Below are 26,663 nucleotides of genomic sequence, written 5' to 3' on the forward strand. Positions count from 1 at the left end.
GGCCGATCATTCCGTGCCAACTTCTGACACGCCGGAGCGGTCCGTCACGTGGCGTACACGCGACGGACCGCTCCGGACCGAAGATCTTCTCCCGAGAGCTTCTCTCGCGGCTCAGGTTTTCTTACGCGCCGTCATGGCCCGCTGGATCAGGATGAACGCGCAGAGCAGCACGCCCGTCGCGATCTTCGTCCACCAGGAGCTGAGCGTGCCCTCGAACTGGATGATGCTCTTGATGAGGCCCAGGACGAGGACGCCGAACAGGGTGCCCATGACATAGCCCGAGCCGCCCGTCAGCAGTGTGCCGCCGATGACGACCGCGGCGATCGCGTCGAGCTCCATGCCGGTCGCGTGCAGCGGGTCACCGGACTGGATGTACAGGGTGAAGAGCAGACCCGCCAGCGCCGAGCAGAAGCCGCTCACCGTGTACACGGCGATCTTGGTGCCGCCCTGCGGGAGGCCCATCAGCATCGCCGAGTGCTCGTTGCCGCCGATGGCGTACACGCGGCGGCCGAAGCGGGTGTAGTGCAGGACGTAGAAGGCGATGGCCAGCACCACCAGCGCGATGATCGCGCCGATCGACAGGAAGCCCACGCCCAGTTGTGCCTGCGCCTGCGCCATGCTGCTCACGGAGGAGTCGTCGATGGCGATCGACTCCTTGCTGATGACCAGGCACAGACCCCGGAAGAGGAACAGTCCGGCGAGGGTCACGATGAAGGGCTGGATCTCGAAGTTGTGGATCACATAGCCCATCAGGAAGCCGCCGAAGGCTCCGACGCCCAGCGCGATGGGGATGACGACCAGGATGGGCAGGCCCTGCTTCTCCACCAGCCATGCCGTGAGCATGGTCGTGAAGCCGATCACCGAGCCCACGGAGAGGTCGATGCCGCCCGTGAGGATGACGAAGGTGGCACCCACCGCGGCGACGAGCAGATAGCCGTTGTCGATGAACAGGTTGAGGAAGACCTGCGGTTCGCCGAAACCGTAGTTCTGGTAGCGGCCGAGGGCCACGAGGTACATCACGACGAAGAGCGTGGCGGTCGCCACGACGGGCAGTCGCCGGTCGCCGAGCAGCCGCGCCGCCTTGGACGCCGTGGAGGCGGACCCGGTCGCGGGGTTGTTGCGGGTCTTGGGGGGCTGGGCGGTCGTGCTCATCACGACACCTCCATCTTCGGGGCTGCCGCGGTCGTCGGGGCGGTGTCCGCCGGGGTGGCGGCCGGCGTGCCGCCGCCCTTCGCGCCGGATCCGGAGCCGAACTTCCCGCCGAAGACCTTGGTGCGGAACTTCGGGGACTGCAGCAGGCAGACGACGATGACGACGGCGGCCTTGAAGACCAGGTTGGTCTGGGTCGGTACGCCGATGGTGTAGATCGTGGTGGTCAGGGTCTGGATGACGAGGGCGCCCACCACCGTGCCGCCGATCGAGAACCGGCCGCCGGTGAGGGAGGTACCGCCGATGACGACGGCGAGGATCGCGTCCAGCTCGATCCACAGACCGGCGTTGTTGCCGTCCGCCGCCGAGGTGTTGGAGCTGATCATCAGGCCCGCGATGCCGGCGCACAGCGCGCAGAACACGTAGCACATGATCTTGATACGGCGGGACCTGATGCCGACCAGGCGGCTGGCCTCGGCGTTGCCGCCGACCGCCTCGACTAGCAGGCCGAGGGCGGTGCGGCGGGTCAGGGCCACCGTGACGGCCACGACCGCCGCCACCACGAAGATGGAGAACGGCAGGGTCAGCCAGTAGCCGCCGCCGATCAGCTTGTACGGCTCGCTGTTGATGGTGATGATCTGGCCGTCGGTGATCAGCTGGGCCACGCCTCGGCCCGCGACCATGATGATCAGGGTCGCGATGATCGGCTGGATGCCCATCCGGGCCACCAGGAAGCCGTTCCACAGACCGCAGACGACCGCTGCCACCAGGCCGATGCCCATGGCCAGGAAGACTCCGGCCAGGGAGTCCTGGTCGGCCTGGTCACTGATGTACGAACAGGTCAGGGCGCCGGTGATGGCGACCACGGCGCCGACGGAGAGGTCGATGCCGCCGGTCGCGATGACCAGGGTCATACCGACCGCCACCAGGATGAGCGGCGAACCGAACAGCACGATCGAGACGAGGCTGCCGTAGAGGTGGCCGTCCGTCATCTTGATCGAGAAGAAGCCGGGGGTGAAGGGGACGTTGATCAGCAGCAGGAAGACCAGCACGGCCACCGGCCAGAACAGGTTGTGCTGCGTCAGCGCTCGCAGGCGGGGAGTGGGGGTCGCTGGGGTGGTCACTGGTGCTCTCCGCTCGCGATGGTCTCCAGGATCCGAGTGGGAGTGATCTCGGGCCCGTTGGCGATCCGGGCGACCAGCTTGCGGTCGCGCAGTACGCCGATGGTGTGGCTGAGCCGGAGTACCTCCTCCAGTTCGGCCGCGATGTACAGCACGGACATGCCTTCCTCGGAGAGCGAGACCACGAGTTTCTGGATCTCCGCCTTCGCGCCGACGTCGATGCCGCGCGTCGGTTCGTCCAGGATCAGCAGCTTCGGCTGGGTGATCAACCAGCGGGCCAGGAGCACCTTCTGCTGGTTGCCGCCGCTCAACTGCCCTACCCGGGCCTCCGGGTTGGCGGGCCGGATGTCCAGCGCCTTGATGTACTTGGCGACGAGTTCGTCACGCTGGGCGGCCGGGATGGGCCGGGTCCAGCCGCGGGCCGCCTGCAGGGCGAGGATGATGTTCTCGCGCACCGTCAGGTCGGGTACCAGGCCCTCGGACTTGCGGTTCTCCGAGCAGAACGCGACCCCGGCGCCGATGGCGTCGTTCGGGGCGCTCATGGAGATCTGCTTGCCGCCGATGGTCAGCTTGCCGCTGTCGGGCTGGTCGGCGCCGAAGAGCAGTCGGGCGAGTTCGGTACGGCCGGAGCCGAGCAGGCCCGCCAGGCCCAGGACCTCGCCCTTCTTGACCTCCAGGTCGAAGGGGGCGATACCGCCCGTCCGGCCGAGGCCCTCCGCTTCGAGCAGCGGTTCGCCGACCTCGGCGTGCAGCTGGTGCTCGTGGAGCCCCTCCAGCTGGTCCATGGCCTTGCCGATCATGAGCTGGATCAGTCCGACCTGGTCGAGCTCGCTGACCAGGTGTTCGCCGACGAGGGTGCCGTTGCGCAGGACGGTCATACGGTCGCAGATCTCGTAGATCTGGTCGAGGAAGTGCGAGACGAACAGGATCGCCACGCCCTCGTCCCGGAGCTGCCGCATCAGGCGGAACAGTTCGAGGACCTCGTCGCGGTCGAGGCTGGACGTCGGCTCGTCGAGGACCAGCACCTTGGTGCCGGCTCCGGCGCCGTCGCTGTCGCCGGTGCCCACCGACCGTACGATCGCGACCAGTTGCTGCACGGCCAGCGGGTACGAGGACAGGGGCGCGGCGACGTCGATGTCGAGGCCGAGCCGGTCGACCAGCTCCGCCGCGTCCTTGCGCATGCGCTTCCAGTCGATGCGGCCGAAGCGGGTGGGTTCACGTCCGATGAAGATGTTCTCCGCCACCGACAGGTTGGGGCAGAGGTTCACCTCCTGGTAGACGGTGCTGATGCCGGCCTGCTGCGCCTGGAGCGGGCTGCCGATCCGCACGGTCGTCCCGTCGAGGGTGATCGTGCCGCCGTCCAGCGTGTAGACGCCGGTCAGCACCTTGATGAGGGTGGACTTACCGGCTCCGTTCTCGCCCATCAGGGCGTGGATCTCACCGGGGAAGAGCCGGAAGTCGACACCCGACAGAGCCCGTACCCCCGGAAACTCCTTGACTATGCCCGTCATCTCCAGGACGGGCCGCGGCTCTGCCATGGCAGCGCTCCTTGAATCTCGTTCAGGCCCACGGTTGTTTTGGTCGGGCCCGCGATGGCGTCCAGGCCCGCAGGGAGCCCCCCGGGACCGTCCTCCGTACGGAGGGTCCGGTCGGTCGAGGGCTCCCTGCCGATGGGTGCGGTGGGTCAGTACTTACGGGTGGGCAGGGCGGCCTTGGCCTGGTCCTGCATGAAGTCGCCCTCCTTGGTCTTGATCCAGCGCTCGACCGTCTCGCCGTCCTTGACCTTCTTCACGACCTCCATCAGCTGGGGGCCGAGCAGCGGGTTGCACTCGACGATGGCGTTGATCTTGCCCTCGGACATCGCGATGAAGCCGTCCTTCACGCCGTCGATCGAGACGATCAGGATGTCCTTGCCGGGCTTCTTGCCGGCCGCCTCGATGGACTGGATGGCGCCGATGGCCATGTCGTCGTTGTGCGCGAACAGGACGTTGACGTCCGGGTTGGACTGCAGGAAGGCGGCCATGACCTGCTTGCCGCCGGCGCGGGTGAAGTCACCGGTCTGGCTGACGACGATCTTCCAGTCGGAAGCGTGGTCGGCGTCCATGACCTCCTTGAAGCCCTTGGCGCGCTCGATCGCGGGGGCGGCACCGGTGGTGCCCTCCAGCTGGGCGATCTTGACGGGGCCCTTGTGGCCGGCCTTCTCCAGGACCTTCTCCAGGATCTTGCCGGCGCGGCGGCCCTCCGCCGTGAAGTCGGAGCCGACGAGGGTGACGTACAGGGATTCGTCGGAGGTCTCGACGCTGCGGTCGGTGAGGACGACCGGGATCTTCTTGGCCTTGGCCTCCTTCAGCACCGCGTCCCAGCCGGTGACGACCACCGGGGAGAAGGCGATGACGTCCACGCCCTGGGTGATGTAGCTGCGGATCGCGGAGATCTGGTTCTCCTGCTTCTGCTGCGCGTCGGAGAACTTCAGGTTGTAGCCCGCCTCCTTGGCGGCGGCCTTCACCGAGTCGGTGTTGGCGCTGCGCCAGCCGCTCTCCGAGCCGACCTGGGAGAAGCCGAGGACGATCTTGCCGTCACCGCCGGAGCTGGTGGAGTCGCCGTCGTCCTTCTTGGCGCAGGCCGCCAGGCCCGTCGCAGCCGCCACGCCGACCGCCGCGGTGAGGAAGTTCCTTCTGTTGAGCATGTGTCTTCTCCTTTGAAGAGCCGCCGGCCCGGTGATGGGCCCGCTGGTACTCGTGGTGCTGGTGGTGCTGGTGGAGCTCATGGGGGGTGCTGGTCGTACAGGTGGTGCTGGTGGTGCCGGTGGTTCTTTTTGTTACTCGTGGGGCTCGGTGTGACAGGTCGCGATACGTCCAACCTGTCGATCGTTGTTCGAGATATCGGCCACCCTGAGAGGGTGAGGACGATCGTCGAACGGGTCGGTGCCCCCTCAGCCAGGAGCGGTCGCCGACTGAGGGGCGTAGGGGAAAGTACTGGCGCGGACGAGGAGTTGGGGTTCGATGGCGACCCGGGACGTCCCGGACGGGGGCCGGCCCTCGATCAGGTCCAGCAGCAGGGCGATGCTCTGCTTGCCGACCGCCGAGAAGTCCTGCCGGACGGTGGTGAGCGGCGGAGCGAAGAACTCCGATTCCGGGATGTCGTCGAAACCGACCACCGCGACGTCCTGGGGGATGCGCACGCCCGCCTCACGCAGCGCCCACAACACCCCCAGTGCCATCTGGTCGTTGGCGACGAAGACGGCGGTCAGGCCACGGCCCACCCAGCCGGCCAGTTGCTGGCCCGCACGATAGCCCGACAACGGACTCCAGTCTCCCCGCAGCGGCGCCGGAGGTTCGATGCCCGCCGCTTCGAGGGTGGCGCGCCAGCCGTCGGCCCGGTCCACCGCCTCCTGCCAGTTCTCGGGCCCGGCGAGATGCCAGACCGTGCGATGGCCGGTGGCCAGCAGATGGCCGGTGGCGAGCCGCGCGCCCAGTCGCTGGTCCACGTTGACGCTGGGGATCTCCACACCGGAGCCGGTGCCCACGGCCACCACCGGGAAGGGGTGGCGCAGTTCGGTGAGGGCCTCGACCGCCGACCGCTGCGGGGCGAGGGCGATCACTCCCTCCACCCCGCCCTCGCTGAGCCGGTGCATGGCCTCGGACACCGTCTCGACGTTCAGTTCGCGCAGGCTGACCGTCGAGACGAGGTACCCCTCGGCGCGTGCGGCCTCCTCCAGCGCGAACAGGGTGCTGGCCGGCCCGTAGAGCGTGGTGTTGGAGGCGACCACACCCAGGGTGAGGGTGCGCCGGGTCGCCAGCGCCCGTGCGGAGGAGTTTCGGCGGTAGCCCATCTCCTCGATGGCCTGCAGCACCCTGGCCCGTGTCTCGTCCCGCACGTTGGGGTGGTCGCCCAGTACGCGGGACACGGTCTGGTGGGACACGCCGGCCTGGCGTGCCACGTCGGCCATGGTGGGCGGCCGGAACTGCGCGTAGGGCTGGGAACTGGTCTGCGACGGGGTCACGGCTGCACCTCCCTGGCGGTCGTCTGCGGATAAGTCCTTCGGTGCGGGCGGTCGTCGCCGCGCCGCCGGCCTCACTCCGGGCTTCCGGATAGCCGTAAGGCGTTGGACGGAACGGCGAGTTGGGGCACTGGTGACATGACGCTCGTGTTTCCCCCAGATGCCGTTGGTCGACGACTGATGAATGCGGAGGTCATTGTGAGCGCTAACAATCGACGGCGGTCAAGAGGGCTGCGTCAGAGAGGCTGTCACGGTTGGATAACGCGGCAGGCCAAGGCCAGGAGGGGTGTCACCGCGAAGATGTGGGAACGGATGACCGTTGTCCAAGACACGCGCAGGGTTGTTTGTTCGACCCATTGACACTCTGCCCGAAGCATCCTTACTGTCGCGACAGCATTTCGAACAAGTGACGAAATCTCGAACAGACCAAGAGGACTAGGGAGTACCGTGCGCATCACGGGAATCAGCACGCACGTGGTCGGGACGCCGTGGCGGAACCTGACCTACGTCCAGGTGCACACCGACGAGGGACTCACCGGCGTCGGCGAGACCCGCATGCTGGGCCACACCGACGCGCTGCTCGGCTATCTGCACGAGGCCAAGACCAACCACATTCTCGGCTCCGACCCGTTCGCTGTCGAGGATCTGGTCAAGCGCATGAAGTACGGCGACTACGGCCGGGCCGGCGAGATCGTGATGTCCGGCATCGCCGTGATCGAGATGGCCTGCTGGGACATCAAGGGCAAGGCCCTCGGCGTCCCGGTGTGGCAGCTGCTCGGCGGCAAGGTCACCGACAAGGTCAAGGCGTACGCCAACGGCTGGTACACCACCGAGCGCACCCCGGAGGCGTACCACAAGGCGGCGCAGGGCGTCATGGAGCGCGGTTACAAGGCGCTCAAGATCGACCCCTTCGGGACCGGCCACTTCGAGCTGGACCACGAGCAGAGCATGTACGCCGTCTCCCTGATCGAGGCCGTGCGTGACGCCATCGGGCCGGACGCCGAGCTGATGCTGGAGATGCACGGCCGCTTCTCGCCCTCCACCGCCGTCCGTCTCGCCAAGGACCTGGCGCCCTTCAAGCCCGCGTGGCTGGAGGAGCCGTGCCCGCCGGAGAACCTGAAGGCGCTGGAGAAGGTCGCCGCCAAGGTCGACATCCCGATCGCCACGGGTGAGCGGATCCACGACCGGATCGAGTTCCGGGAGCTGTTCGAGAGCCAGGCCGTCGACATCATCCAGCCCGACGTCGGCCACATCGGCGGCATCTGGGAGACCCGCAAGCTGGCCGCGACCGCCGAGACCCACTACACGCTGGTCGCGCCGCACAACGTGGGCGGACCGGTGCTGACCGCGGCCTCCCTCCAGGTCGGGTTCACCTCCCCGAACTTCAAGATCCTCGAGCACTTCAACGACTTCGCGGACGCGGAGATCAAGAAGATCGTGTCGGGGGCCCCGGAGGTCGTGGACGGCTACTTCCACCTCTCCGACAAGCCCGGCCTCGGTGTCGAGCTGGACGTGGACGCGGCGGCGGAGTTCCCGCAGCAGCAGGCACGGTTCGACCTCTGGGCAGACGGCTGGGAGCAGCGCAAGCCCAAGGGGACCGAGTGAGCAGCACCGTGGTGATCGAGGCTCCGGGCGTGCACCGAGTCGTGCCGCACGAGCCTCGTCAGCCGGAGGCCGGCGAGGCCCTGGTACGGGTCCACGCCGTCGGGATCTGCGGCAGCGACCGCGAGGTCTACCAGGGCAACAGGCCGGAGGGGTACGTCCGTTACCCCCTCACACCGGGTCACGAGTGGTCCGGCACGGTGGCGGCGGTCGGGGCGGGGGTTCCGTCAACTCTCGTAGGCCGCAAGGTGGTTGGTGAGGGTTTCCGCAACTGCCAGGTGTGCGACCGCTGTCACGCGGGCGAGACCACGCTGTGCACGGCCGGGTACGAGGAGACCGGGTTCACCGAGCCCGGCGCGATGGCCACCACGCTGACGCTGCCCGCCCGTCTGCTGCACGTTCTGCCCGAGGACGCGGATCTCACGGCGGCGGCGCTGCTGGAGCCGGCCGCGTGCATCGCGGCCGCCGCGCTCAAGGCGAACGCCGTTCCGGGTGAGCGGGTCGCCGTGGTGGGCACGGGCACGCTCGGGATGTTCGCCATTCAGTTCCTGAAGGCGGGCTCGCCGTCCGAGCTGCTGGTCGTGGGGACACGTCCGGACCGGGCCGAGCTGTCGAAGAAGTTCGGCGCCACGGCTTTCCTCACGAAGGACCAGGAACTCCCGGGCGACTTCGACGTCGTCATCGAGACCGCCGGTTCCGCGGACGCGGCGGTCACCGCCGCCGCCCTGCTGCGGCGCGGCGGCCGGCTGGTCCTCACGGGGATCCCGGCGGCGGGTGCGGACGGGCTCGACCCGACGGATCTCGTCGTACGGCAGCTGGAGGTGCACACCGTGTTCGGTGCGGCGCCGGACGCCTGGGCGCACACGGTACGGGTCTTCGGGGCCGGGCTCCTCGATCCGCTGCCGCTGGTCACGCACGAGCTGCCGTTGGAGGAGTTTCCGCAGGCCATCGAGCTGGTGGGGTCGGGCGACCCGAAGGTCGGAAAGGTCCTGCTGCGGCCATGACACACCCCTGAGCCGTACGCCGGTACGGGGTACCTGACGACTCCGTACCGGCGTACACCCAAAGTCTTGTGCAACCAGAGCCGCGAACCTCGTCCGAGATACCGAACCCGCTGAACCTGCCGGACCTTGCGAACCTGCCGGACCTCGCGAATCCGCCGGACCTGCCGATCCTGAAGGACAGACTGTGACCGACACCAACGCCTCCGCAGCCCGACGCCCCGGAGAGACGGCGCTCGCCGCGCTCGGCCTGGGTGCGCCCGCCCTCGATCCCGCCGACGCCTCTCCGCACGCCTTCCCCGGCGGCGGTCGCTGGCGTACCGAGGTGCCCTCCGTGGAGGGTCCCGAGGCCCTCGGTGTGGTCCTCAAGGAGTCCTCGCGCCTCGACGTGCCGATCCACCGGGTCAGCCAGGGCAGCGGTATCTGGATGCTGACCGACGCCGAGATCACCGAGATGGTGGAGGCGACGGCCGAACGGGACATCGAGCTCTGCCTGTTCACCGGTCCACGCGGCACCTGGGACATCGGCGGCTCCACCCGTACCGACTCCAAGGGCGGCGGGCTGCGCGCCCGGGGTCACGACGCGGTCGCCGGGTGCGTGGAAGACGCCGTACGCGCGACCGAGTTGGGCGTGCAGTGCCTGCTCGTCGCCGACGAGGGCGTGCTGTGGGCCCTGCACCGGGCGCGGCTCGCGGGGATCATCCCGGCCGAGACGACGCTCAAGGTGTCGGCGCTGATCGGGCCGGTGAACCCGGCCGCGTACGCCGTGTACGAGAACCTCGGCGGTGACTCGATCAACGTGCCGAGCGACCTGACGCTCGATCATCTCACCGAGATCCGGCGGGTGTCGGCCGCTCCCATGGACATGTACATCGAGGCCCCCGACGATCTCGGCGGCTACATCCGGATGTACGAGGTCGCCGAGCTGATCCGGCGCGGCGCACCGCTCTACCTGAAGTTCGGGCTGTCCAAGGCTCCCGGGATCTACCCCTACGGGAACCACCTGCGCGACCTCGCGCTGAACACCGCCAAGGAGAGAGTGCGGCGCGGCCGGCTCGCCCTGGACCTGCTCGCACGGCACGGCGCGGACGGCGACATGGCGCCGCTCGGCTCCCGGCTGCCCGGCGATCTGAAGCGGTTCGAAACACCTGCATAACGTTACGGACAACGCCCTTAACAAAAGCCGACGCAGTCGCACAGACTCCGACACGACTCTCTCTTCTCCGGGCTCCCTCGCCCAACCGACCGGGCACCCGACCCGCCAGACCGCTCCTGGCCTCACGACATCAAGGATGATGATCATGCGTACTCGCAGAGCCGCACTGTCCCTCATAGCCTCCTCGGCTGCCCTCGCTCTCTCCCTCACCGCCTGTGGCCAGAGCGGCGAGGGTGGCAGCGACAGCGGCGGGGACAGCGCCAAGGGCGGCACCATCGGTATCTCGATGCCCACCAAGTCCTCGGAGCGCTGGATCACCGACGGCGCCAACGTCGAGAAGGACCTCAAGGCCAAGGGTTACAAGACCAAGCTGGTCTTCGGGGAGGACGACCCCGACCAGCAGGTCAACCAGATCGAGAACATGATCACTCAGGGCGTCAAGGCGCTGATCATCGCCGCCATCGACAACAAGTCCCTGAACAACGTGCTCCAGCAGGCCGCCGACGCCAAGATCCCGGTCATCTCCTACGACCGCCTCATCCTCGGCACGAAGAACGTCGACTACTACGCGTCCTTCGACAACGAGAAGGTCGGCAAGCTCCAGGCCACCTACCTCGCCGACAAGCTCGGCCTGGCCGCCGGCAAGGGCCCCTTCAACATCGAGCTGTTCGCCGGCTCCAACGACGACAACAACACCAAGTACTTCTTCAACGGTGCGATGAGCGTGCTCCAGCCGTACATCGACAGCAAGAAGCTGGTCGTCAAGTCCGGTCAGACGGAGCTCACCAAGGTCACCACGCTGCGCTGGGACGGTGCCACCGCCCAGAAGCGCATGGAGGACATCCTCACCTCGACGTACACGAGCGGCAGGGTCGACGCGGTCCTCTCGCCCTACGACGGCATCTCCATCGGCATCCTCGCCGCGCTGAAGTCGGACGGCTACGGCAGCAAGGCCAAGCCGCTGCCGGTCATCTCCGGCCAGGACGCCGAGCTGGCCTCGGTGAAGTCGATCATCGCCGGTGAGCAGTCGATGACGGTCTACAAGGACCTGCGCAAGCTCGCCCAGGTCGCCACGAACATGGTCGACGCCTCGCTCAACGGCAAGAAGCCCGAGATCAACGACACCAAGTCGTACGACAACGGCACCAAGGTCGTCCCCGCCTACCTGCTGCAGCCGGTCAGCGTCGACAAGTCGAACTACGAGAAGGAACTCGTCGACGACGGCTACTACACGGCCGACCAGCTCAAGTAAGCGTCGAACCTTAAGGATTGGAAGGCAAGACCATGGCGGGACCCGTCCTGGAAATGCGCTCGATCGTCAAGACCTTTCCCGGTGTCAAAGCGCTGTCGGACGTCTCACTGACCGTCCGTCAGGGCGAGGTCCACGCCATCTGCGGTGAGAACGGCGCCGGGAAGTCCACCTTGATGAAGGTGCTCTCCGGTGTCCATCCGCACGGCAGCTACGAGGGGGACATCCTCTTCGAGGGAGAGATCTGCTCCTTCAAGGACATCCGGGCGAGCGAGCAGCACGGCATCGTCATCATCCACCAGGAGCTGGCGCTGTCGCCGTACCTCTCCCTCGCGGAGAACATCTTCCTCGGCAACGAGCACGCCAAGGGCGGGTTCATCGACTGGCGTCAGACCCTCGGGCACGCCACGGAACTGCTGCGCCGGGTGGGTCTGAGCGACCACCCGGAGACCCGCGTCGCCGACATCGGTGTGGGAAAGCAGCAGCTCGTGGAGATCGCGAAGGCGCTGTCGAAGAAGGTGAAGCTCCTCATCCTCGACGAGCCGACGGCGGCGCTGAACGACGAGGACAGCGACAAACTCCTCGATCTGATCCTGGAGTTGAAGAACCAGGGCATCACCTCGATCATCATCTCCCACAAGCTCAACGAGATCCGCAAGGTGGCGGACTCGGTGACGATCATCCGCGACGGGCACTCCATCGAGACGCTCGACGTGAAGTCGGCGGAGACGACCGAGGACCGGATCATCAGCGGCATGGTGGGCCGCGATCTCGACCACCGCTTCCCCGAGCGCACCCCGCACGAGCCGGAGCAGGGCGCGGCCCCGGCCCTGGAGATCCGCGACTGGACCGTGCACCACCCGATCGACCAGCAGCGCAAGGTCGTCGACGACGTGTCCATCCAGGTGCGGCGCGGGGAGATCGTCGGCATCGCGGGCCTGATGGGCGCCGGCCGCACCGAGCTCGCGATGAGCGTCTTCGGACGCTCCTACGGCCGGTACGCGGGCGGCACGGTCCTCAAGGACGGCAAGGAGATCCGGACGAAGACCGTCGCGGAGGCGGTTGACAACGGTATCGCCTACGTCACGGAGGACCGCAAGCACTACGGCCTCAACCTCATCGACACGATCAACCGCAACATCTCGCTCACCGCCCTGAGCAAGGTGGCCAAGCGCGGCATCGTCGACGAGCAGGAGGAGCGGAAGGTCTCCGAGGGCTACCGCAAGTCCATGAACATCAAGGCCCCCACCGTGTTCGAGCTGGCCGGCAAGCTCTCCGGCGGCAACCAGCAGAAGGTCGTCCTCAGCAAGTGGATCTTCGCGGGTCCGGACGTGCTGATCCTGGACGAGCCGACGCGCGGTATCGACGTCGGTGCCAAGTACGAGATCTACACGGTCATCGACCAGCTGGCGGCCGAGGGCAAGGCGGTCGTCTTCATCTCCTCCGAGCTGCCCGAACTGCTCGGTATGTGCGACCGCATCTACACCATGGCCGCCGGGCGGCTCACGGGCGAGTTCCCGCGGGCCGAGGCCACGCAGGAAGTGCTGATGCGTCAGATGACGAAGGACAAAGAGGTAACGCGATGAGCACCGATGTGACCAAGAGCCCGGCCGCCGCGCCGCCCGGCAAGGACGGCGGGTCCGCCTCGGGCGGCGGGCTGCTCCGGCTGGTGCTGGACGGCCTGCGCCGCAACATGCGCCAGTACGGCATGCTGATCGCCCTCGGCCTGATCGTGGTCCTGTTCCAGGTGTGGACCGACGGCGACCTGCTGTTGCCGCGCAACGTCTCCAACCTGGTGCTCCAGAACAGCTACATCCTGATCCTCGCGATCGGCATGATGCTGGTGATCATCGCGGGTCACATCGACCTGTCGGTCGGCTCCCTCACGGCGTTCACCGGCGCGTTCGCGGCCGTGCTGATGGTGCAGCACGGCATGGCGTGGCCCCTCGCGCTGCTGCTGTGCCTGGCCATCGGCGCGGCGGCCGGCGCGGCACAGGGCTTCCTCATCGCCTACCTCGGCATCCCCTCCTTCATCGTCACCCTCGCGGGCATGCTGATATTCCGCGGTCTGACGGAGATGCTCCTGAAGGGCCAGACGCTCGGCCCGTTCCCGGACGGCCTCCAGAAGATGGGCAACGGCTTCCTGCCGGTCGTCGGCCCGGACACCAACTACCACAACATCACGCTGCTGCTGGGCTTCGCGCTGATCGCCTTCTCGGTCATCCAGGAGGTCCGCGACCGCAAGCGGCAGCAGGAGTTCGCCCTCGAAGTGGCGCCCAGGAACCTCTTCCTGCTCAAGCTCGTCGCCATCACCGCCGCGATCCTCACGGTCACGATGCTGCTCGCCAGCTACAAGGGCGCGCCGATCATCCTGATCGTCCTGGCCCTGCTGGTGGTCGGCTACGGCTACGTGATGCGCAACGCGGTCTTCGGCCGTCACATCTACGCGATCGGCGGCAACCTGCCGGCCGCGAAGCTGTCCGGCGTCAAGGACAAGAAGGTCACCTTCCTCGTCTTCCTGAACATGGGCGTGCTCGCGGCCCTGGCGGGCCTGGTGGTCGCCGCCCGGCTGAACGCGGCCTCTCCGAAGGCGGGCCTCAGCTTCGAACTCGAGGCGATCGCCTCGTCGTTCATCGGCGGAGCGTCCATGAGCGGCGGTGTCGGCACCGTCCTCGGCGCGATCATCGGTGGTCTCGTCCTCGGCGTACTGAACAACGGTATGAACCTTCTCAGCGTCGGCACCGACTGGCAGCAGGTCATCAAGGGCCTCGCCCTGCTGGCGGCGGTCGGGTTCGACGTGTGGAACAAGCGCAAGGTCGGTTCGTAGGCAAGCAAGTCCTGAGGGGCCCTCGCGGACACTGCGTCCGCGGGGCCCTTCGGCGTTTCGCACGACAGCACACGAGAGCACGAGAGGCAGGAACCCGGTGAAGCACCCGGTGAAGGAACTCTTCGGCAAACTCTCCGACGGGACGGAGATCCACCGCTGGTCGCTGGAGAACGGCGACACCCGTCTGAAGGTCCTGTCGTACGGCGGGATCGTGCAGTCCCTGGAGATCCCGGACAGCGAGGGCCGGTACGCCAACGTCTCCCTGGGCTTCGGCACGATCGAGGACTACGTCGCCTCCAGCCCCTACTTCGGCGCCCTGATCGGCCGGTACGGCAACCGTGTCGGCGAGGGACGGTTCACGCTGGACGGCACGGTCCACCAACTGTCCGTCAACGACGGCGAGAACAGCCTGCACGGGGGCACCGAGGGCTTCGACAAGCAGGTGTGGGACGTCGAGCCCTTCACCGAGGGAACCGACGCAGGCCTGGTCCTCCAACGCACCAGCGCCGACGGCGAGATGGGCTTCCCCGGCACCCTGCGGACGAAGGTCACCTACACCCTCACCGAGCACGGCGACTGGCGCATCGACTACGAGGCCACCACCGACCGGGTCACCGTCGTCAACCTCACCAGTCACGTCTACTGGAACCTGGCCGGCGAGAGCGGCGGCTCGATCAACGACCACGTGCTGGAGATCGCCGCCGCCCGCTACACCCCCGTCGACGCCGGCCTGATCCCCACCGGTGAACTTGCCGAGGTCGCGGGCACCCCCTTCGACTTCCGCGCGTCCAAGACGGTCGGCGCCGACCTCCGTGCCGCCGACCAACAGCTGCTGTACGCCAAGGGGTTCGACCACAACTGGGTGCTCGACAAGGGCGTCACCGCGGAGCCCGAGCACGTGGCCACCCTCAAGGACCCGGCGTCCGGCCGCACGTTGCGGATCGCGACCACGGAACCGGGCCTGCAGTTCTACTCGGGCAACTTCCTCGACGGCACCCTCGTCGGCACCGGCGGCAGCATCCACCGGCAGGGCGACGCGCTGTGCCTGGAGACCCAGCACCACCCGGACTCACCGAACCGGCCGGACTTCCCGTCCACGGTGCTGAGGCCGGGCGACACCTACCGCACGACCACGGTCCACTCGTTCGACAAGTGACCGGCTTCACAGGAGCTTCACAGTTTTGCGTCGAAACCACAGCGGTTGAACAGCGCCTCACAGCCATCCGTATTCAGGTGTGGCCCGCGCTCCCCCGCGCGGGCCACCCAGAGCTGGAGGACCCGTCCTCCCCAACGGGTCCGCCACATACGGAGGTTCCATGGCCGACAACGTCACCTCGCTCTTTCGCAGCACGGCGGCGCACAGCCCCTCGATGGCTGCGCTCGCGCGAGAGAGCGACGGGACCGGCCCGGTCGACTTCTGTATCCCGTGTAACCCCTACTTCCCCACTCCGGCCATGATGGACACCATGGCGGCGCGGCTGCGCGACATCATCACGTACTACCCGAGCAGCGCCGACACGATCACCGCCGAGCTGTGCAATCTGCTCCAACTGCCGCCGCAGGCCGTGGCGATGGGCAACGGCTCGACCGAACTGATCACCTGGATCGACCACTTGCTGGTCCGTGAGTCCCTCGCCGTCCCCGTCCCCACCTTCGGCCGCTGGACCGACCAGCCCATGGAGACCGGCAAGCGGGTCGACATGTTCCCGCTCCAGGAGTCCAACGGCTTCAACCTCGACCTCGCCCAGTACGCCGAGTTCATCCGAGCGCGCGGTACCCGGGTCGCCGTCATCTGCAACCCGAACAACCCCGACGGCGGCTTCCTGCACAAGCACGCGCTGGTGCAGTTCATGGACGCGATGGCCGACCTCGACCTGATCATCATCGACGAGTCGTTCCTCGAGTTCGCCGACGCGGAGGCCGAACCGAGCGTCGTGCAGGAGGCGATGATGCGCCCCAACGTCATCGTCCTGCGCAGCCTCGGCAAGAACTTCGGTCTGCACGGCATCCGCTTCGGCTACATGGTCGCCAACCCGTCGCTCGCGGGCCGCGTCCGTTCGATGCTGCCGAAGTGGAACCTCAACGCCTTCGCCGAGTACGTGGTGTTCATGCTCAAGGAGCACGGCCAGGAGTACATGCAGAGCCTCCACCAGGTGCGCCGTGACCGCCTCGACATGGCGAGCCAGCTCTCCTCGCTGCCCGGCCTGACGGTCTACCCGTCACAGGGCAACTTCCTCTTCGTGCGCCTTCCCGTCGGCGCCGAGGGCACCGTGGTCCGGGACCGGATGCTCACCGAGCATCGCATCCTGGTCCGCGAGTGCGGCAACAAGATCGGCTCGTCCAGTCGCTTCCTGCGTCTCGTGGTGCGCCCCCAGGTGGACGTACGTCGCCTGGTGTCCGGCCTGGAACAGGTGCTCTACGGGACCAGGAAGGGAGCCGCCGTACCCGAGCTGAGTGCAGGGACCAACTACAGCTCGGGCACGGCGGCGGTGGACAGGCTGGTCAGTGCCACCAACGGGGGCGGTATGCCGGGCCTAGCCGCTCAGGCCCTCGGTACCGGTATGCCCGGCGGTTTCGCACCCGCCGTGGCAGCCGGTACCGGCATGCCGACCCCCATGGCAGCCCCCATGCAGCTGCCGACTCCCATGCAGATGCCGGCCGCCATGCAGTCCGGCGGCTCCGGCGGCATGCAGATGCCGGCGGCGATGTCCGCGCAGAGCTACGGCGGCGGGGGCGGTGGCGCCCAGAGCTACGGCGGTCAGGGCATGCAGATGCAGACGCCCATGCAGCAGCAACAACCGCAGCCGGTCCCGCAGCCCCAGATCCCCCAGCCGCAGATGCAGATGCAGATGCAGCAGCAGCAGCCTCAGATGCAGCAGCCCCAGCAGCCTCAGCAGCCTCAGCAGCCTCAGCAGCCGATGAGCCAACAACCAATGGGCCAGCAACCGATGGCCCCGCAGCAGCCCACCCCGTCCGGCGTCCCGGCCCGCAACGGCCTCACGGCCGCCCAGGTCCGCGGCACCACCGGCCCGGGCCTCACCCCGGCCCCGGCAACGGGCTGGCCGGCCGCCCAGAGCTGGCCCAACGCGGCGGGCATGGGACAGGCGGGCTGAGCACAGTCCTCTGGACGACCCGGTAGATCGACGCCCTGTCGCCCAGCTGCGCGCGGAGGGCCACGAGATCCGGGACGAGGATGTGGCCCGGCGGTTCAGCGGCTGCTGCTACGGCGGCTCCCTGGGGCCTTATCGGGGGATGTCGATCAGAACGCGGCCGCGGCCGCCTGAGTCGACGCGGTCGTGGGCTTTGGCGATGTCGGTGAGCGGGTAGCGGTCGCCGATCTCGACGGTGAGCGCGCCGACGGCGGCTGCGGAGGTCAGGTCGCGGGCGGCCTGGAGTCTGGCATCGGTGGGGAAGTCGTCGCTGCCGATCAGGCGCAGGGTGACGTTGTTGAACAGCAGGGGCCAGAAGGGGATTTCGGTGCGGTCGGCGCGGGTGGCGTAGGCGGCGATGACCCCGCCGTTGGTGGCGACGGCGTTGTCGAGGTCGGCGTTGTCGGACAGGGACACCTCGATGATGCGGTCGACGCCGGTGGGGGCGTGGGCGCGGATCTCGGCGGCCGGGTCGGCGGCGTCGAGGGCGACAGCGTGGGAGACGACCGCCGGGTCGAGCCGGTCCAGGTCGGCTGTGCGCCGGACGGTGCCGATGACGGTGGCTCCGCCCCAGGCGGCGAGCTGGGCTGCGAACGAGCCGACCCCGCCCAAGGCCCCGTTGACCAGGACGGTCTTGCCGTCGACGGGTCCGTCGGCGAACACGCTGCGGTGCGCCGTGATGCCGGGGATGCCCAGGCTGGCGCCGAGATCGTCGGAGAGATGGTCGGGCAGCGGGACGGTGAGGCCGGCGGGCACGACGGTGTACTGGGCGGCGGTACCGAAGGCCCGGTAGGACTGGGCGCCGTACACCCACACGCGCTGTCCGCTGCGGCGCGTGTCCACGCCGTCGCCGATCGCGTCGATCACGCCGGCGGCGTCGCTGTGCGGGATCACCCGCGGGTAGGGCATGCCGGAGCCGGTCCAGCCGCGCCGCTTCTTGGTGTCGCCGGGGTTCACCCCCGAGACGGTGACGCGGACGCGGACCTCTCCGGGGCCGGGGGTGGGGTCGGGCAGTTCACCGGCCTGCAGTACCTCGGTGGCCTGGCCTTGTGCGTCGTACCAGGAAGCAAGCATGGGGGGCCTTTCGTTGTCTGTCAGTTCGCCGGTGCGTCGGGCGGGGAGGAGGCGTGCGGGTCGTGCGGGGGGCCGGGCTCGGGGGTGTCCAGGCCGAGGGCCTCGCGGATCCAGGTCCGTTCGGCCTGGCTGGTGGCGCGGGCGGTGAGCATCATGCCGCGCCGGTAGGGGTCGGCGACCTCCTCGGCGCGCAGCGGGGTGTCTCCGTCGTAGAAGAAGCTCGCCGTTTCCTCCAGGAAGGCGAGCCGGCGCCTGAGCACCGTGTGCTGGTCGGCCACGTCGGGGAGCAGGGAGAGGAAGGCCAGGATCGTGAACCAGCGGGGGAAGTCGGTGAGTTCGTGCTCGGCGGGCTCGCGCAGCCGCCGGAGCATGTCCTGGCGGCCCGTGTCGGTCAGGTTCAGCACATACCGGCCGCCTCCTGCTTCCGGCGCGGGTCGCCGCTGGATCAGACCGGCCTTGGTCAGGCGGTTGATCGCCGGGTAGAGGGTGCCGTCGCTGACCGGTCGGCTGTATCCGGTGAGGTGCGTGACGCGGCGGCGCAGCTCGTGTCCGGGGAGGGGGCCTGCGGCCAGGAAGCCGAGTATGGAGAGTTCCAGCATCCCTCCAGGATGGCATATCGAAACGAGGTTCACATCGATTCGATGTTACGGTGGGCATGGCAGAGAGCCAGAGAGTCAGGGAGGCAGAGGAACATGTCACCGGAATCCGTTGAATCAGTGATGAAGCGCTTCGTCGAGTTCATCAACACAGCCGACGAGGACCTTGCCCGGGAGGTCATCGCCCCCGACGCGGTGTTCCACGCACCCAGTCACGCCGAACCGCTGCGCGGCCCCGAGGGCTACCTGGAGATCATCGCGATGATGCGCGGCGCCTTCCCCGACGTCCGGTGGACGCTGGAGGAGAGCATCACCGAAGGCAGCACGGTGGCCGCACGGTTCACCATGCGCGGCACGCACGAAGGCGAGTTCTTCGGCATCCCCGCCACCGGCAACAAGATCGCGATCCAGGCCATGAACTTCTACTACCTGGCCGACGGACGCATCGTCAAAGAGCGGGGCCAGCCCGACCTCCTCGGCCTCATGCAGCAGATCGGCGCCGTACCGACGCCGTGAGGCAGACAGCCGCCTCCTTCTCCCACGCAACCGCCCAGGTCCGCGCCGCCGCCCTCCGCCGGCGGTCGTACTCACGATCCCGTCAGTAGACCCTGCCTCCTCACCAGCGCCGTCCACCCCGGCACGTCCACCTCGGCCCGTACCGTCTTGCCGGGCGGTGAGTCGCGGTCCAGCACCTCCCAGCGGTCCGCCACCGCGTCGACGAGGACCAGCCCGCGCCCGGACTCCGCCAGGGGCAGCGGAGGCCATACGTCCCTCGGTCCCGGCGGACGCGGCCCGCTGCGGCTGTCGGTGACCTCGACGCGCACGCTCCCCGTGACGAGCGTGAGCCGCAGCTCGAAGTCCCGCCCGGGGACCCGTCCGTGGGTCACGGCGTTCGCGGCCAGCTCGCCGACGATCACCGCGACGGCCTCGGAGACGTCCGAGCCGTACGGGATGCCCCAGGCGTCCAGCTGCCCCACGGCGAGGTGCCGGGCGAGTCGGGCGCCGCGCGGGGTGGCACTGAGCCGCTGGGTGAACATACGTACGGTAACCGGGCGTTGAGGGGCCGAAGGTGCGCTCATGGGCCCAATGTGCCGGGCGGGAGGGGCACTTCACCAGGTCGGAGCCGCGTACTCCAGGGCGGAGTACATGGTGACGCACTGGACAGTACCGATCACTGGACGTGACCATGGGCGGATCGGGTGGGTACGGCGGGGCGAGTGCGCGGGAGGTTGCCGATGATGGCCAAGGACACGCAGGCGAAGACGGGCGGCGAACCGGAGTCCTCGGACAGCATGCGGACGTTCGGGGCGGTGGTCCAGGCGTTGCGCGAGCACCAGGGGATGAGCAGGCGGGCGTTGGCGCAGGCGGTGAGGTACTCCGAACACACGGTGGCGTCCATCGAGCTGGGCAGGCGGATGGCGGACCCGGTGTTCGTCGAGCGGGCGGACCCGGTACTGGGCAACACGGGCGCCCTGCTGAAAGCGGCAGAGCATCTGAATCGCCAGCCTGGGCTGGCGTCGTGGTTCAGGCAGTGGGCGCGGCTGGAAGCTATGGCGATCAGTCTGTACACGTATGAATGCCGCATGATTCCAGGGCTGCTGCAAACAGAGGCGTATGCGCGGCAATTGTTCGTCGACGAGTTGCCGCCGCTGGCCGATGACGAGATCGAGGCCAACTGGATCGCACGAGCCAAGCGCCAGAGCTTGCTGCGAGAGCGCCCGAACACGGCCTTCGGTTTCCTTCTTGAAGAGCACCTGTTCCGACGGTGCACAGGCGGGAGCGACGTCACTCGGGGCCTCATCGACCACGTACTTGCGATCACGGAGTTGCGGAACGTGGAAGTCCAAGTCATGCCTTTGGTGCGAGCCTCGCACGCTGGGCTGCACGGACCCATGCAGCTTCTCGAAACCCCGGAACACAAGTGGTACGCCTACACCGAGGCCCCAGAGTCCGGCCAGCTCATCTCCGACGCCAAAGTGATCAGCGTGCTCCAGCAGCGGTATGCCAGGATGCGTGCACAGGCTCTCACGCTCGAAGACTCCGTGAGACTGTTGGAGCGGATGCGAGGGGAACTATGAGCACCAGTGGTCTGTCCTGGTTCAAGTCGAGTTACAGCAGCAGCGGCTCCGGCGACTGCGTCGAAGTCGCCCTCGACTGGCACAAATCCAGCTACAGCAGCGCGTCCGGCGACGACTGCGTAGAGGTCGCCACCTGCCCCGGCACCATCCACATCCGGGACTCCAAGAACAAGACCGGTCCCCAGCTCACCCTCTCCCCCACCACCTGGGCCGACTTCGTCGGGTACGCCGTCAGGGTCTGAGACCGTCTCACCGCGGAACCGAACGTACCCCGGGCCCGAGGCGTCACAGTCCCGACAGCATCAGCTTCGGGGGGACCCATGCGTACACACACCACCCGCACCACGACCCGACTCGCCCTCGTTCTCACGCTCACCACCGCCCTGTTCGCGGCCGGTTGCGGCGGCGAACAGGCGGAGTCCGGCACCGCGCCCGACCGTAAGGAAAGCCCCTCGCCGTCGGCAGGCCGCGCTCAGCAGGTCGCCGACGCGTGGGACGGTTCCGAGGCCGCCAAGGCGTGGCGCAGCGGCTACCACCCGATGGGCGACCCGGCCCAGGCTCCCGCCAACGGTTTCCACAGCGACGCCGACAACGAGGCCTTCGGCCTGGAGAACTACGTACTGAGCGGCCAACTCCCCACCACCGCACCGGAGAAGGGCCAGGTGAAGTGGGAGGGCGGCGGCTCGCTCACCCTCCCCCTGCTGGACGCACGGCGGACATACACCGCCCTGGACCGTAACAGCAGCCCCGATGCCCCCCATCTCACCGTCACCGGCGCCAAGTTGGGCGAGATGACGATCGCCACCAGCCGTGGCCCGGCGACCGTGCCGGCCTGGCTGTTCACGCTGGACGGGTACGCCGAGCCGCTGAAGCGTGTCGCCGTCAAACCGTCGAAGCTCCCGAAGCCTCCGATCGGGCAACTCGAGGAGTCACCCACCGAACTGAAGGAACTCCCGAGGATGGTGGAGGTGTCCGAGGACGGGCGGACCGTCACCGTAGAGGCGCACCACGGGTCCTGCGACGACGGCCCGCGCGTGCAGGCGCTGGAGACGGACGGCAGCGTGGTGCTCTCGGCGACCGTCGCGGGCGGGAACTACGAAGGGGCCTGCGACGCCGCCATGCTCGCCAAGAAGGTGAAGGTCACGCTGGACCGGCCACTGGGCGACCGGATCATCCTGGACGCCTTCATGGGACGCCCGGTGCCGTACGCCCCGCCGAGCTGGCCGTCAGCGAGCTGGAGCTGAACCTTCTCGCAAGGTCTGTGTCTCACAAGCGACTTGACGAACCATCACTTTGCCAAACACCTAGCTCACAGACAGCAACCCTCTCTAGGTTGCCGTGTTCATGACAGAGATTTCGGAGACTCCCCCCACCTCGATCGGGCGCCGCACCGTACTGATCGCGACCGGTGCCACCGCCGTCACCCTGGCCGTGGCCGCCGCCGTGCCCGAATCGCCGGCCCCCACCAGCGACACGACCGCCCCCGTCGCCGCCGCAGCCGTCTGCACCCTCACCAAGGAGATGACCGAAGGCCCCTACTACCTCGACGGCCAGTACGTCCGCGCCGACATCCACGAGACCAAGACCGGCATCCCCCTCAAGCTCACCCTCACCGTCGTCGACGACGACACCTGCGCGCCCCTCGGCAACGCGCTCGTGGAGATCTGGCACTGCGACGCCCTCGGCGAGTATTCCGGCTTCGTCGGCGACAACGGCCACACCGAACCGGACAACGGCACCTTCCTGCGCGGCGGCGTGCTGACGAACTCCAGCGGCGTCGCCAACATCACCACGGTGTACCCCGGTTGGTACATAGGCCGCTGCGTCCACATCCACCTCAAGGTGCATACGAACGTCACCCTCACCCCGGACGGCTCGTTCACCGGCGGCCAGGAACTCCACACCGGCCAGCTGTTCTTCGACGAGACGATCACCACGAAGGTCGCCGCACTCTCGACGTACGCGGCCAACACGGTCACCCGCACCACCCTCGCCCAAGACCACATCTACGACGAGGGCGGCGCCGCCTCCGGCCTGCTCACCCTTACCGCACTGGGGAGTTCGACCTCGGCAGGGTACGCGGGGACGCTGACCGTGGGAGTGGAAAACAGCTGACGCCGGCCTCACCGGCGTAGCGCACCACAACCGGGGGTGTGGACACGGCGGCCGGCCGCCATGTCCACACCCCCGGCCTACAGCTCCCGTACAGCCCCTACGGCCTTCACTTCGCGGGGCAGGGCTGCCACGCCAGGTGGTACTTGGTGTAGATGTCGCCGTCCGTCGAGTCCATCGCCATGAAGCTGGTGCCCGTCGACGTGCCCGCGTTCACCCGCAGCTCCGTGTTGATGTTGAAGTTGCGCTCGACTCCACAGGGCGCGTAGACCAGTTGGGCCCAGTCCGTGACGTCGGTGGCCTGCCAGTTGTCGTTGAGCGGGCCGTTGTACGTGTGGGTGCGGAACATAGTGCTCGACGAGCCCTGGAAGTAGTACGAGGCCCGCTGGACGGCGCTCGCGCCCCGCTGGAGGGCGGCGAAGCCGCGGTAGTCGGCGCTGGCGATGGCGTACGTGAAGCCGGCCGGGACTTTCACCTTCAGGTTGAGCTGGCAGTTCTTGCGGAACGCCGTCGGGTCGGAGTTGCCGCCGACCTGGGCGAGGTAGTCGCTGTAGGTGACGGTGAAGGCGGTGTTGTCGCCGGAGACCGCCACCGCGGCCGTACCGGCGGGACAGCCGGAGCCGTTCACCGTGGCGACGGTGATGACGATCTTGTCCGGGGGCGGGTTGTCGAAGGACGACCCGGCACCCTGGGCGGGTACCGCAGCGGCGAACAGAGCGGCTATCGCGCCGCTCACAAGCAGACCACCAGCCATGTTTCTCCCTTTCATCGCGGTGTTGCAGTGGGGGGTGAGAATCACGCGTCGAGCAGTCACGCGGTCATGCGCATGCCAAATACGCATGCCGATTGCATGCACATGCCCGCACCCAGCCTGTGATTGAGCAGTGAAGAATCTGTGAAGGCGGGGCGGTCGCAGCATAGGTGGCGGGGCAGTTACCAGCCAGGTCGATCCCCGGCCAATCCCCGGCCGCGCGCGGCCTGATTCCCCCGTCGATGTAACCCACAGGCAACATCAGGAGAAAGCGAGGGCGGCCCGAACGCACGGTGAGGTGCGTTCGGGCCGCCCTGGCAGAACTGCCGGTCGGACAAAGGTCGTTACTTCAGATAGACCAGGCCGTCCGTCGTGACCGTCGGGCGGCCGGTCGTGCCGACGACCACGATCTTGACCGTGTGCTTGGCGCTCGCGCTCCAGCTCTTCGTCCAGATCGCGTCCCGGTACTTCGTCGTCGCCGACTTCAGGTCCACCGTGGCGACCTTGACGTTGTCCACGAAGACGTTGACCTGGCCGGACGTCGAGGCCCGCGACACCGCGAGGGCGGCCGAGCGACCGGTGAACGTCCAGGTCATCGAGGCGTTCTTGGCGGAGCTGGAGAAGGACTTGCCGCCCAGGTAGCTGGTCGACGACTTCGCCGTCCAGGTGCCCGTACGGGTCGCCGAGGTCTCCTGGAGGATCATCGGCGTACCGGCGACCGAGGCCGCCTTGGTGTTGCCCGCCTGGTCGTACGCCGTCATCGACCAGGTCGTGGCCGCACCGGACTTGGAGGTCAGGTTGGCGCTGGTGACCGTCGGGCCGTACGTCTTGGCGACCGGGGCCGTCAGGCGTACCTCCTTCAGGGCGGCCGCGTCCGTGGCCTTCCACTTCAGGGTGACCGGGACGGCCGTCGTGTTCACCGTGCCGGTGGTGAGGGAGAGGTTCGGCGCGGTGGTGAAGGCCGGCGCCGTCGTCTCGGCGACCACGGTCGCGGCGGCGGTGGTCGTCGCCTTACCGGAGATGTGCGTGGCCCGTACGGCGACGGAGTGCGTGCCGAGCGCCAGGTTCACGTTTCCGGAGGTCGCCGTACCAGCGGTGGTGGCGGCGACCTTGCCGTCGACCAGCACCTCGAACTTCGCGATCAGGGCGGTGGGCGTGGTCGCCGACCAGTTGACCGTTATGGCCGACTTGGTGTACGTCCGCGTGCCCGAAGTGCCCGCTCCCGTCACCGACTTGAGGGTGAGGCCGGTGACCGGGCCCGCCGCGTAGCTGCGGATGGTGGGGAGTTGGGCGTAGAGCTTGGTGCCCGGGCACTCGGTGGCGTAGCCGTCGCCGTGGCCGTGGATGGTCGGGAAGCTGAGCTGGTCGCCCGTCTTCCACGTCCTGGAGTTGTACTGGCTGGTCCCGGCGGCGCCCGCGACGAGCGTGGTGGTAGCTGTCGGTCCGGGGTCGACGCCGTACTGGCCGAGCTTCCAGGCGGCGAGACGGGCGACGGAGGTCAGTACGGCGGTCGGCGGCTCGACCAGGTTGTAGTTGCCGAGGACCGAGATGCCGGTGGTCTGGCTGTTGAAGCCGTAGGCGTGCGCCCCGAAGACCGGCTTGTCGACCCCGCCCTTACGGCCCTCGAAGATCGTGCCGCACTTGTCGACCAGGAAGTTGTAGCCGATGTCCTTCCAGCCGTTCGTTTTGACGTGGTACGTGTAGATGCCTCGGATTATCGCCGGGGACTGGTCGCACGTGTAGTCGTTCGTCTCGGCGGTGTGGTGGACGACCACCGCCTTGATCCCGCCGGTCAGGTAGTCCGGCGCCTCGGGGCTCATCGACTCGTCCGCGCCCCAGCCCGCCCGCAGGGTGATCGGCGGCCTGACGGCGGTGGACGGCGGAGCCGTGGGGCCGGTGCTCGGCGGGGCCGTCGTCGGCGTGGCCGGGGCCGAAGTCGTCGCCGGCGGAGTCGTCACGGGCGCGCTGCTCGGCGACTCGGACGCGGAGGGCGGAACCGTAGGGGGCGCGCTCGGGGACTCGGAGGCGGACGCCGAGTCCGTCGCCGTCGGCGAGGGGGACTCCGACACGTCCGGTGTGACCGACGGGTCCGGCGACTCGGTGCTCGCGGCGGCCACGTAACCGGCGGGCTCCAGGTCCGTGACCGAGGAGGTGCCGGGGTCGATCATGTCGACGCGCAGGCCCTTCGGCAGCTCCGCGGACGCCTTGCCGTCGACCCGGACCTCGACGCCGTCGGACGCGCCGACCCACGCGGGCTCGGTACCGGCGCGGGTCGCGCCCTCCTCGCCGGGGCCGCTGTCCGTGCCCAGCTCCAGCCAGGACGACCAGTTGTCGGTGCCGGCGTCCCGGGTACGGACCTCGACCTTGCCCGCCATCTTCGCGGACGGGTCGGACCAGGTGACCCCGAGCATGCTGAACGGCTTGGCGTCCCGCTTGGCCAGCGTCGCCGAGCCACCGTCGGCGGCGACCTTCAGGGCCGCCGCGTACTCCTCGCTCGCGATCGGCCCGGAGGCCGCCTTGCTGTCGTCGGCGGCGCTGTCCGCACCGCCGCCGCTCATGCCCTGCACGATCAGAACCCCGGACACTCCGGCGGCCACTACGGCCCCGATGCCCCACCCTCTACGCGATCTCAGCAGACTCATCCCCGTCCGCACACCCTTCACCTAGGCCCCACCCGTTACATGCACATGCCGAGGGTCAAGGTATCCGGCGAGTGACGCGCGTCAACAACCAACCCGGAACTTCAGCCTTCACGGTGGTTTACAAGCGCTCCAACGGAGCAAAATAGAGGGCCCTGA

General features: G+C 68.2%; 23 protein-coding genes. 13 read left to right on the forward strand and 10 right to left on the reverse strand.

The window, feature by feature from the left end; genetic code table 11:
* Positions 1-111 precede the first annotated feature (111 nt).
* The 5 genes from yjfF to OG241_RS17185 form a co-directional block, all read right to left on the reverse strand.
* Positions 112-1,152, reverse strand: a complete 1,041-nt coding sequence (gene yjfF, locus OG241_RS17165; RefSeq protein ID WP_405816305.1) for a galactofuranose ABC transporter, permease protein YjfF — start codon at positions 1,150-1,152, stop codon at positions 112-114.
* Positions 1,152-2,273, reverse strand: a complete 1,122-nt coding sequence (locus tag OG241_RS17170; RefSeq protein ID WP_405816306.1) for an ABC transporter permease — start codon at positions 2,271-2,273, stop codon at positions 1,152-1,154. The genes yjfF and OG241_RS17170 overlap by 1 nt, the downstream gene beginning before the upstream one ends.
* On the reverse strand, positions 2,270-3,808 hold the full coding sequence (locus OG241_RS17175) for a sugar ABC transporter ATP-binding protein (RefSeq protein WP_405816307.1): 1,539 nt from the start codon (positions 3,806-3,808) through the stop codon (positions 2,270-2,272). The genes OG241_RS17170 and OG241_RS17175 overlap by 4 nt, the downstream gene beginning before the upstream one ends.
* 146 nt (positions 3,809-3,954) lie before the next feature.
* The gene (locus OG241_RS17180; protein WP_405816309.1) at positions 3,955-4,956 is read right to left on the reverse strand and encodes an ABC transporter substrate-binding protein; all 1,002 of its coding nucleotides are present in this window, start codon (positions 4,954-4,956) and stop codon (positions 3,955-3,957) included.
* A 246-nt stretch (positions 4,957-5,202) separates the two neighbouring features.
* The gene (locus tag OG241_RS17185; protein ID WP_405826268.1) at positions 5,203-6,219 is read right to left on the reverse strand and encodes a LacI family DNA-binding transcriptional regulator; all 1,017 of its coding nucleotides are present in this window, start codon (positions 6,217-6,219) and stop codon (positions 5,203-5,205) included.
* Positions 6,220-6,717: 498 nt separating this feature from the next.
* Between OG241_RS17185 and OG241_RS17190 the strand changes: the two genes are divergently transcribed.
* From OG241_RS17190 to OG241_RS17225, 8 genes are all read left to right on the forward strand, one after another.
* Positions 6,718-7,875 (forward strand): mandelate racemase/muconate lactonizing enzyme family protein, encoded by a 1,158-nt coding sequence (locus OG241_RS17190; protein WP_405816311.1) that lies wholly within the window; start codon positions 6,718-6,720, stop codon positions 7,873-7,875.
* Complete coding sequence (locus tag OG241_RS17195) at positions 7,872-8,876, forward strand: zinc-binding dehydrogenase (protein WP_405816312.1); 1,005 nt, start codon at positions 7,872-7,874, stop codon at positions 8,874-8,876. The genes OG241_RS17190 and OG241_RS17195 overlap by 4 nt, the downstream gene beginning before the upstream one ends.
* 184 nt (positions 8,877-9,060) lie before the next feature.
* Positions 9,061-10,029 carry a hypothetical protein gene (locus OG241_RS17200; protein WP_405816313.1) on the forward strand — a complete coding sequence of 323 codons (969 nt, stop codon included), beginning with the start codon at positions 9,061-9,063 and terminating at the stop codon, positions 10,027-10,029.
* Between the two features lie 145 nt (positions 10,030-10,174).
* Positions 10,175-11,281, forward strand: coding sequence for a multiple monosaccharide ABC transporter substrate-binding protein (chvE, locus tag OG241_RS17205; RefSeq protein WP_405816315.1), 1,107 nt, complete (start codon positions 10,175-10,177; stop codon positions 11,279-11,281).
* 32 nt (positions 11,282-11,313) lie between these two features.
* Positions 11,314-12,864, forward strand: coding sequence for a multiple monosaccharide ABC transporter ATP-binding protein (mmsA, locus tag OG241_RS17210; RefSeq protein ID WP_405816316.1), 1,551 nt, complete (start codon positions 11,314-11,316; stop codon positions 12,862-12,864).
* The gene (mmsB, locus tag OG241_RS17215) at positions 12,861-14,105 is read left to right on the forward strand and encodes a multiple monosaccharide ABC transporter permease (RefSeq protein ID WP_405816317.1); all 1,245 of its coding nucleotides are present in this window, start codon (positions 12,861-12,863) and stop codon (positions 14,103-14,105) included. Before mmsA ends, mmsB begins: the two co-directional genes overlap by 4 nt.
* 31 nt (positions 14,106-14,136) lie before the next feature.
* The gene (locus OG241_RS17220; RefSeq protein ID WP_405826270.1) at positions 14,137-15,261 is read left to right on the forward strand and encodes an aldose epimerase family protein; all 1,125 of its coding nucleotides are present in this window, start codon (positions 14,137-14,139) and stop codon (positions 15,259-15,261) included.
* Positions 15,262-15,421: 160 nt separating this feature from the next.
* The gene (locus tag OG241_RS17225) at positions 15,422-17,218 is read left to right on the forward strand and encodes a pyridoxal phosphate-dependent aminotransferase (RefSeq protein ID WP_405816318.1); all 1,797 of its coding nucleotides are present in this window, start codon (positions 15,422-15,424) and stop codon (positions 17,216-17,218) included.
* A 129-nt stretch (positions 17,219-17,347) separates the two neighbouring features.
* Here OG241_RS17225 and OG241_RS17230 read toward each other — a convergent pair whose 3' ends face one another.
* Both OG241_RS17230 and OG241_RS17235 read right to left on the reverse strand, forming a co-directional pair.
* The gene (locus tag OG241_RS17230; protein WP_405816319.1) at positions 17,348-18,328 is read right to left on the reverse strand and encodes an NADPH:quinone reductase; all 981 of its coding nucleotides are present in this window, start codon (positions 18,326-18,328) and stop codon (positions 17,348-17,350) included.
* Positions 18,329-18,348: 20 nt separating this feature from the next.
* Entirely contained in the window at positions 18,349-18,927 is a 579-nt protein-coding gene (locus tag OG241_RS17235; protein ID WP_405816320.1) for a PadR family transcriptional regulator, read from the reverse strand.
* A gap of 93 nt (positions 18,928-19,020) precedes the next feature.
* Here OG241_RS17235 and OG241_RS17240 point away from each other — a divergent pair, with 93 nt between their 5' ends.
* Positions 19,021-19,440, forward strand: coding sequence for an ester cyclase (locus tag OG241_RS17240; RefSeq protein ID WP_405816321.1), 420 nt, complete (start codon positions 19,021-19,023; stop codon positions 19,438-19,440).
* Positions 19,441-19,511: 71 nt separating this feature from the next.
* On the opposite strand, the gene OG241_RS17245 is transcribed toward OG241_RS17240, so the two are convergent.
* Positions 19,512-20,003: an ATP-binding protein gene (locus tag OG241_RS17245; RefSeq protein WP_405816322.1), complete on the reverse strand. Its 492-nt coding sequence runs from the start codon at positions 20,001-20,003 to the stop codon at positions 19,512-19,514.
* Between the two features lie 156 nt (positions 20,004-20,159).
* Here OG241_RS17245 and OG241_RS17250 point away from each other — a divergent pair, with 156 nt between their 5' ends.
* From OG241_RS17250 to OG241_RS17265, 4 genes are all read left to right on the forward strand, one after another.
* Positions 20,160-21,002, forward strand: coding sequence for a helix-turn-helix domain-containing protein (locus OG241_RS17250; protein WP_405816324.1), 843 nt, complete (start codon positions 20,160-20,162; stop codon positions 21,000-21,002).
* Complete coding sequence (locus OG241_RS17255; protein ID WP_405816325.1) at positions 20,999-21,244, forward strand: DUF397 domain-containing protein; 246 nt, start codon at positions 20,999-21,001, stop codon at positions 21,242-21,244. The genes OG241_RS17250 and OG241_RS17255 overlap by 4 nt, the downstream gene beginning before the upstream one ends.
* Positions 21,245-21,322: 78 nt before the next feature.
* Complete coding sequence (locus OG241_RS17260; protein WP_405816326.1) at positions 21,323-22,246, forward strand: hypothetical protein; 924 nt, start codon at positions 21,323-21,325, stop codon at positions 22,244-22,246.
* A 100-nt stretch (positions 22,247-22,346) separates the two neighbouring features.
* The gene (locus OG241_RS17265) at positions 22,347-23,117 is read left to right on the forward strand and encodes an intradiol ring-cleavage dioxygenase (RefSeq protein ID WP_405816327.1); all 771 of its coding nucleotides are present in this window, start codon (positions 22,347-22,349) and stop codon (positions 23,115-23,117) included.
* A gap of 106 nt (positions 23,118-23,223) precedes the next feature.
* On the opposite strand, the gene OG241_RS17270 is transcribed toward OG241_RS17265, so the two are convergent.
* Positions 23,224-23,868: a DUF4360 domain-containing protein gene (locus OG241_RS17270; protein ID WP_405816329.1), complete on the reverse strand. Its 645-nt coding sequence runs from the start codon at positions 23,866-23,868 to the stop codon at positions 23,224-23,226.
* A 341-nt stretch (positions 23,869-24,209) separates the two neighbouring features.
* Positions 24,210-26,507, reverse strand: coding sequence for a peptidoglycan recognition protein (locus OG241_RS17275; RefSeq protein WP_405816330.1), 2,298 nt, complete (start codon positions 26,505-26,507; stop codon positions 24,210-24,212).
* Between the last annotated feature and the right edge of the window lie 156 nt (positions 26,508-26,663).

This window comes from Streptomyces sp. NBC_01390 (genome assembly GCF_045040105.1).
Lineage (GTDB): Bacteria > Actinomycetota > Actinomycetes > Streptomycetales > Streptomycetaceae > Streptomyces.

Bases quoted from the DNA above. Each gene is read 5' to 3' on its own strand.
- yjfF (WP_405816305.1), bottom strand. From the start codon at position 1,152: ATGAGCACGACCGCCCAGCCCCCCAAGACCCGCAACAACCCCGCGACC.
- OG241_RS17175 (WP_405816307.1), bottom strand. From the start codon at position 3,808: ATGGCAGAGCCGCGGCCCGTCCTGGAGATGACGGGCATAGTCAAGGAG.
- OG241_RS17180 (WP_405816309.1), bottom strand. From the start codon at position 4,956: ATGCTCAACAGAAGGAACTTCCTCACCGCGGCGGTCGGCGTGGCGGCT.
- OG241_RS17185 (WP_405826268.1), bottom strand. From the start codon at position 6,219: ATGGCCGACGTGGCACGCCAGGCCGGCGTGTCCCACCAGACCGTGTCC.
- chvE (WP_405816315.1), top strand. From the start codon at position 10,175: ATGCGTACTCGCAGAGCCGCACTGTCCCTCATAGCCTCCTCGGCTGCC.
- mmsA (WP_405816316.1), top strand. From the start codon at position 11,314: ATGGCGGGACCCGTCCTGGAAATGCGCTCGATCGTCAAGACCTTTCCC.
- mmsB (WP_405816317.1), top strand. From the start codon at position 12,861: ATGAGCACCGATGTGACCAAGAGCCCGGCCGCCGCGCCGCCCGGCAAG.
- OG241_RS17225 (WP_405816318.1), top strand. From the start codon at position 15,422: ATGGCCGACAACGTCACCTCGCTCTTTCGCAGCACGGCGGCGCACAGC.
- OG241_RS17230 (WP_405816319.1), bottom strand. From the start codon at position 18,328: ATGCTTGCTTCCTGGTACGACGCACAAGGCCAGGCCACCGAGGTACTG.
- OG241_RS17235 (WP_405816320.1), bottom strand. From the start codon at position 18,927: ATGCTGGAACTCTCCATACTCGGCTTCCTGGCCGCAGGCCCCCTCCCC.
- OG241_RS17240 (WP_405816321.1), top strand. From the start codon at position 19,021: ATGTCACCGGAATCCGTTGAATCAGTGATGAAGCGCTTCGTCGAGTTC.
- OG241_RS17245 (WP_405816322.1), bottom strand. From the start codon at position 20,003: ATGAGCGCACCTTCGGCCCCTCAACGCCCGGTTACCGTACGTATGTTC.
- OG241_RS17250 (WP_405816324.1), top strand. From the start codon at position 20,160: ATGATGGCCAAGGACACGCAGGCGAAGACGGGCGGCGAACCGGAGTCC.
- OG241_RS17255 (WP_405816325.1), top strand. From the start codon at position 20,999: ATGAGCACCAGTGGTCTGTCCTGGTTCAAGTCGAGTTACAGCAGCAGC.
- OG241_RS17260 (WP_405816326.1), top strand. From the start codon at position 21,323: ATGCGTACACACACCACCCGCACCACGACCCGACTCGCCCTCGTTCTC.
- OG241_RS17265 (WP_405816327.1), top strand. From the start codon at position 22,347: ATGACAGAGATTTCGGAGACTCCCCCCACCTCGATCGGGCGCCGCACC.
- OG241_RS17270 (WP_405816329.1), bottom strand. From the start codon at position 23,868: ATGGCTGGTGGTCTGCTTGTGAGCGGCGCGATAGCCGCTCTGTTCGCC.
- OG241_RS17275 (WP_405816330.1), bottom strand. From the start codon at position 26,507: ATGAGTCTGCTGAGATCGCGTAGAGGGTGGGGCATCGGGGCCGTAGTG.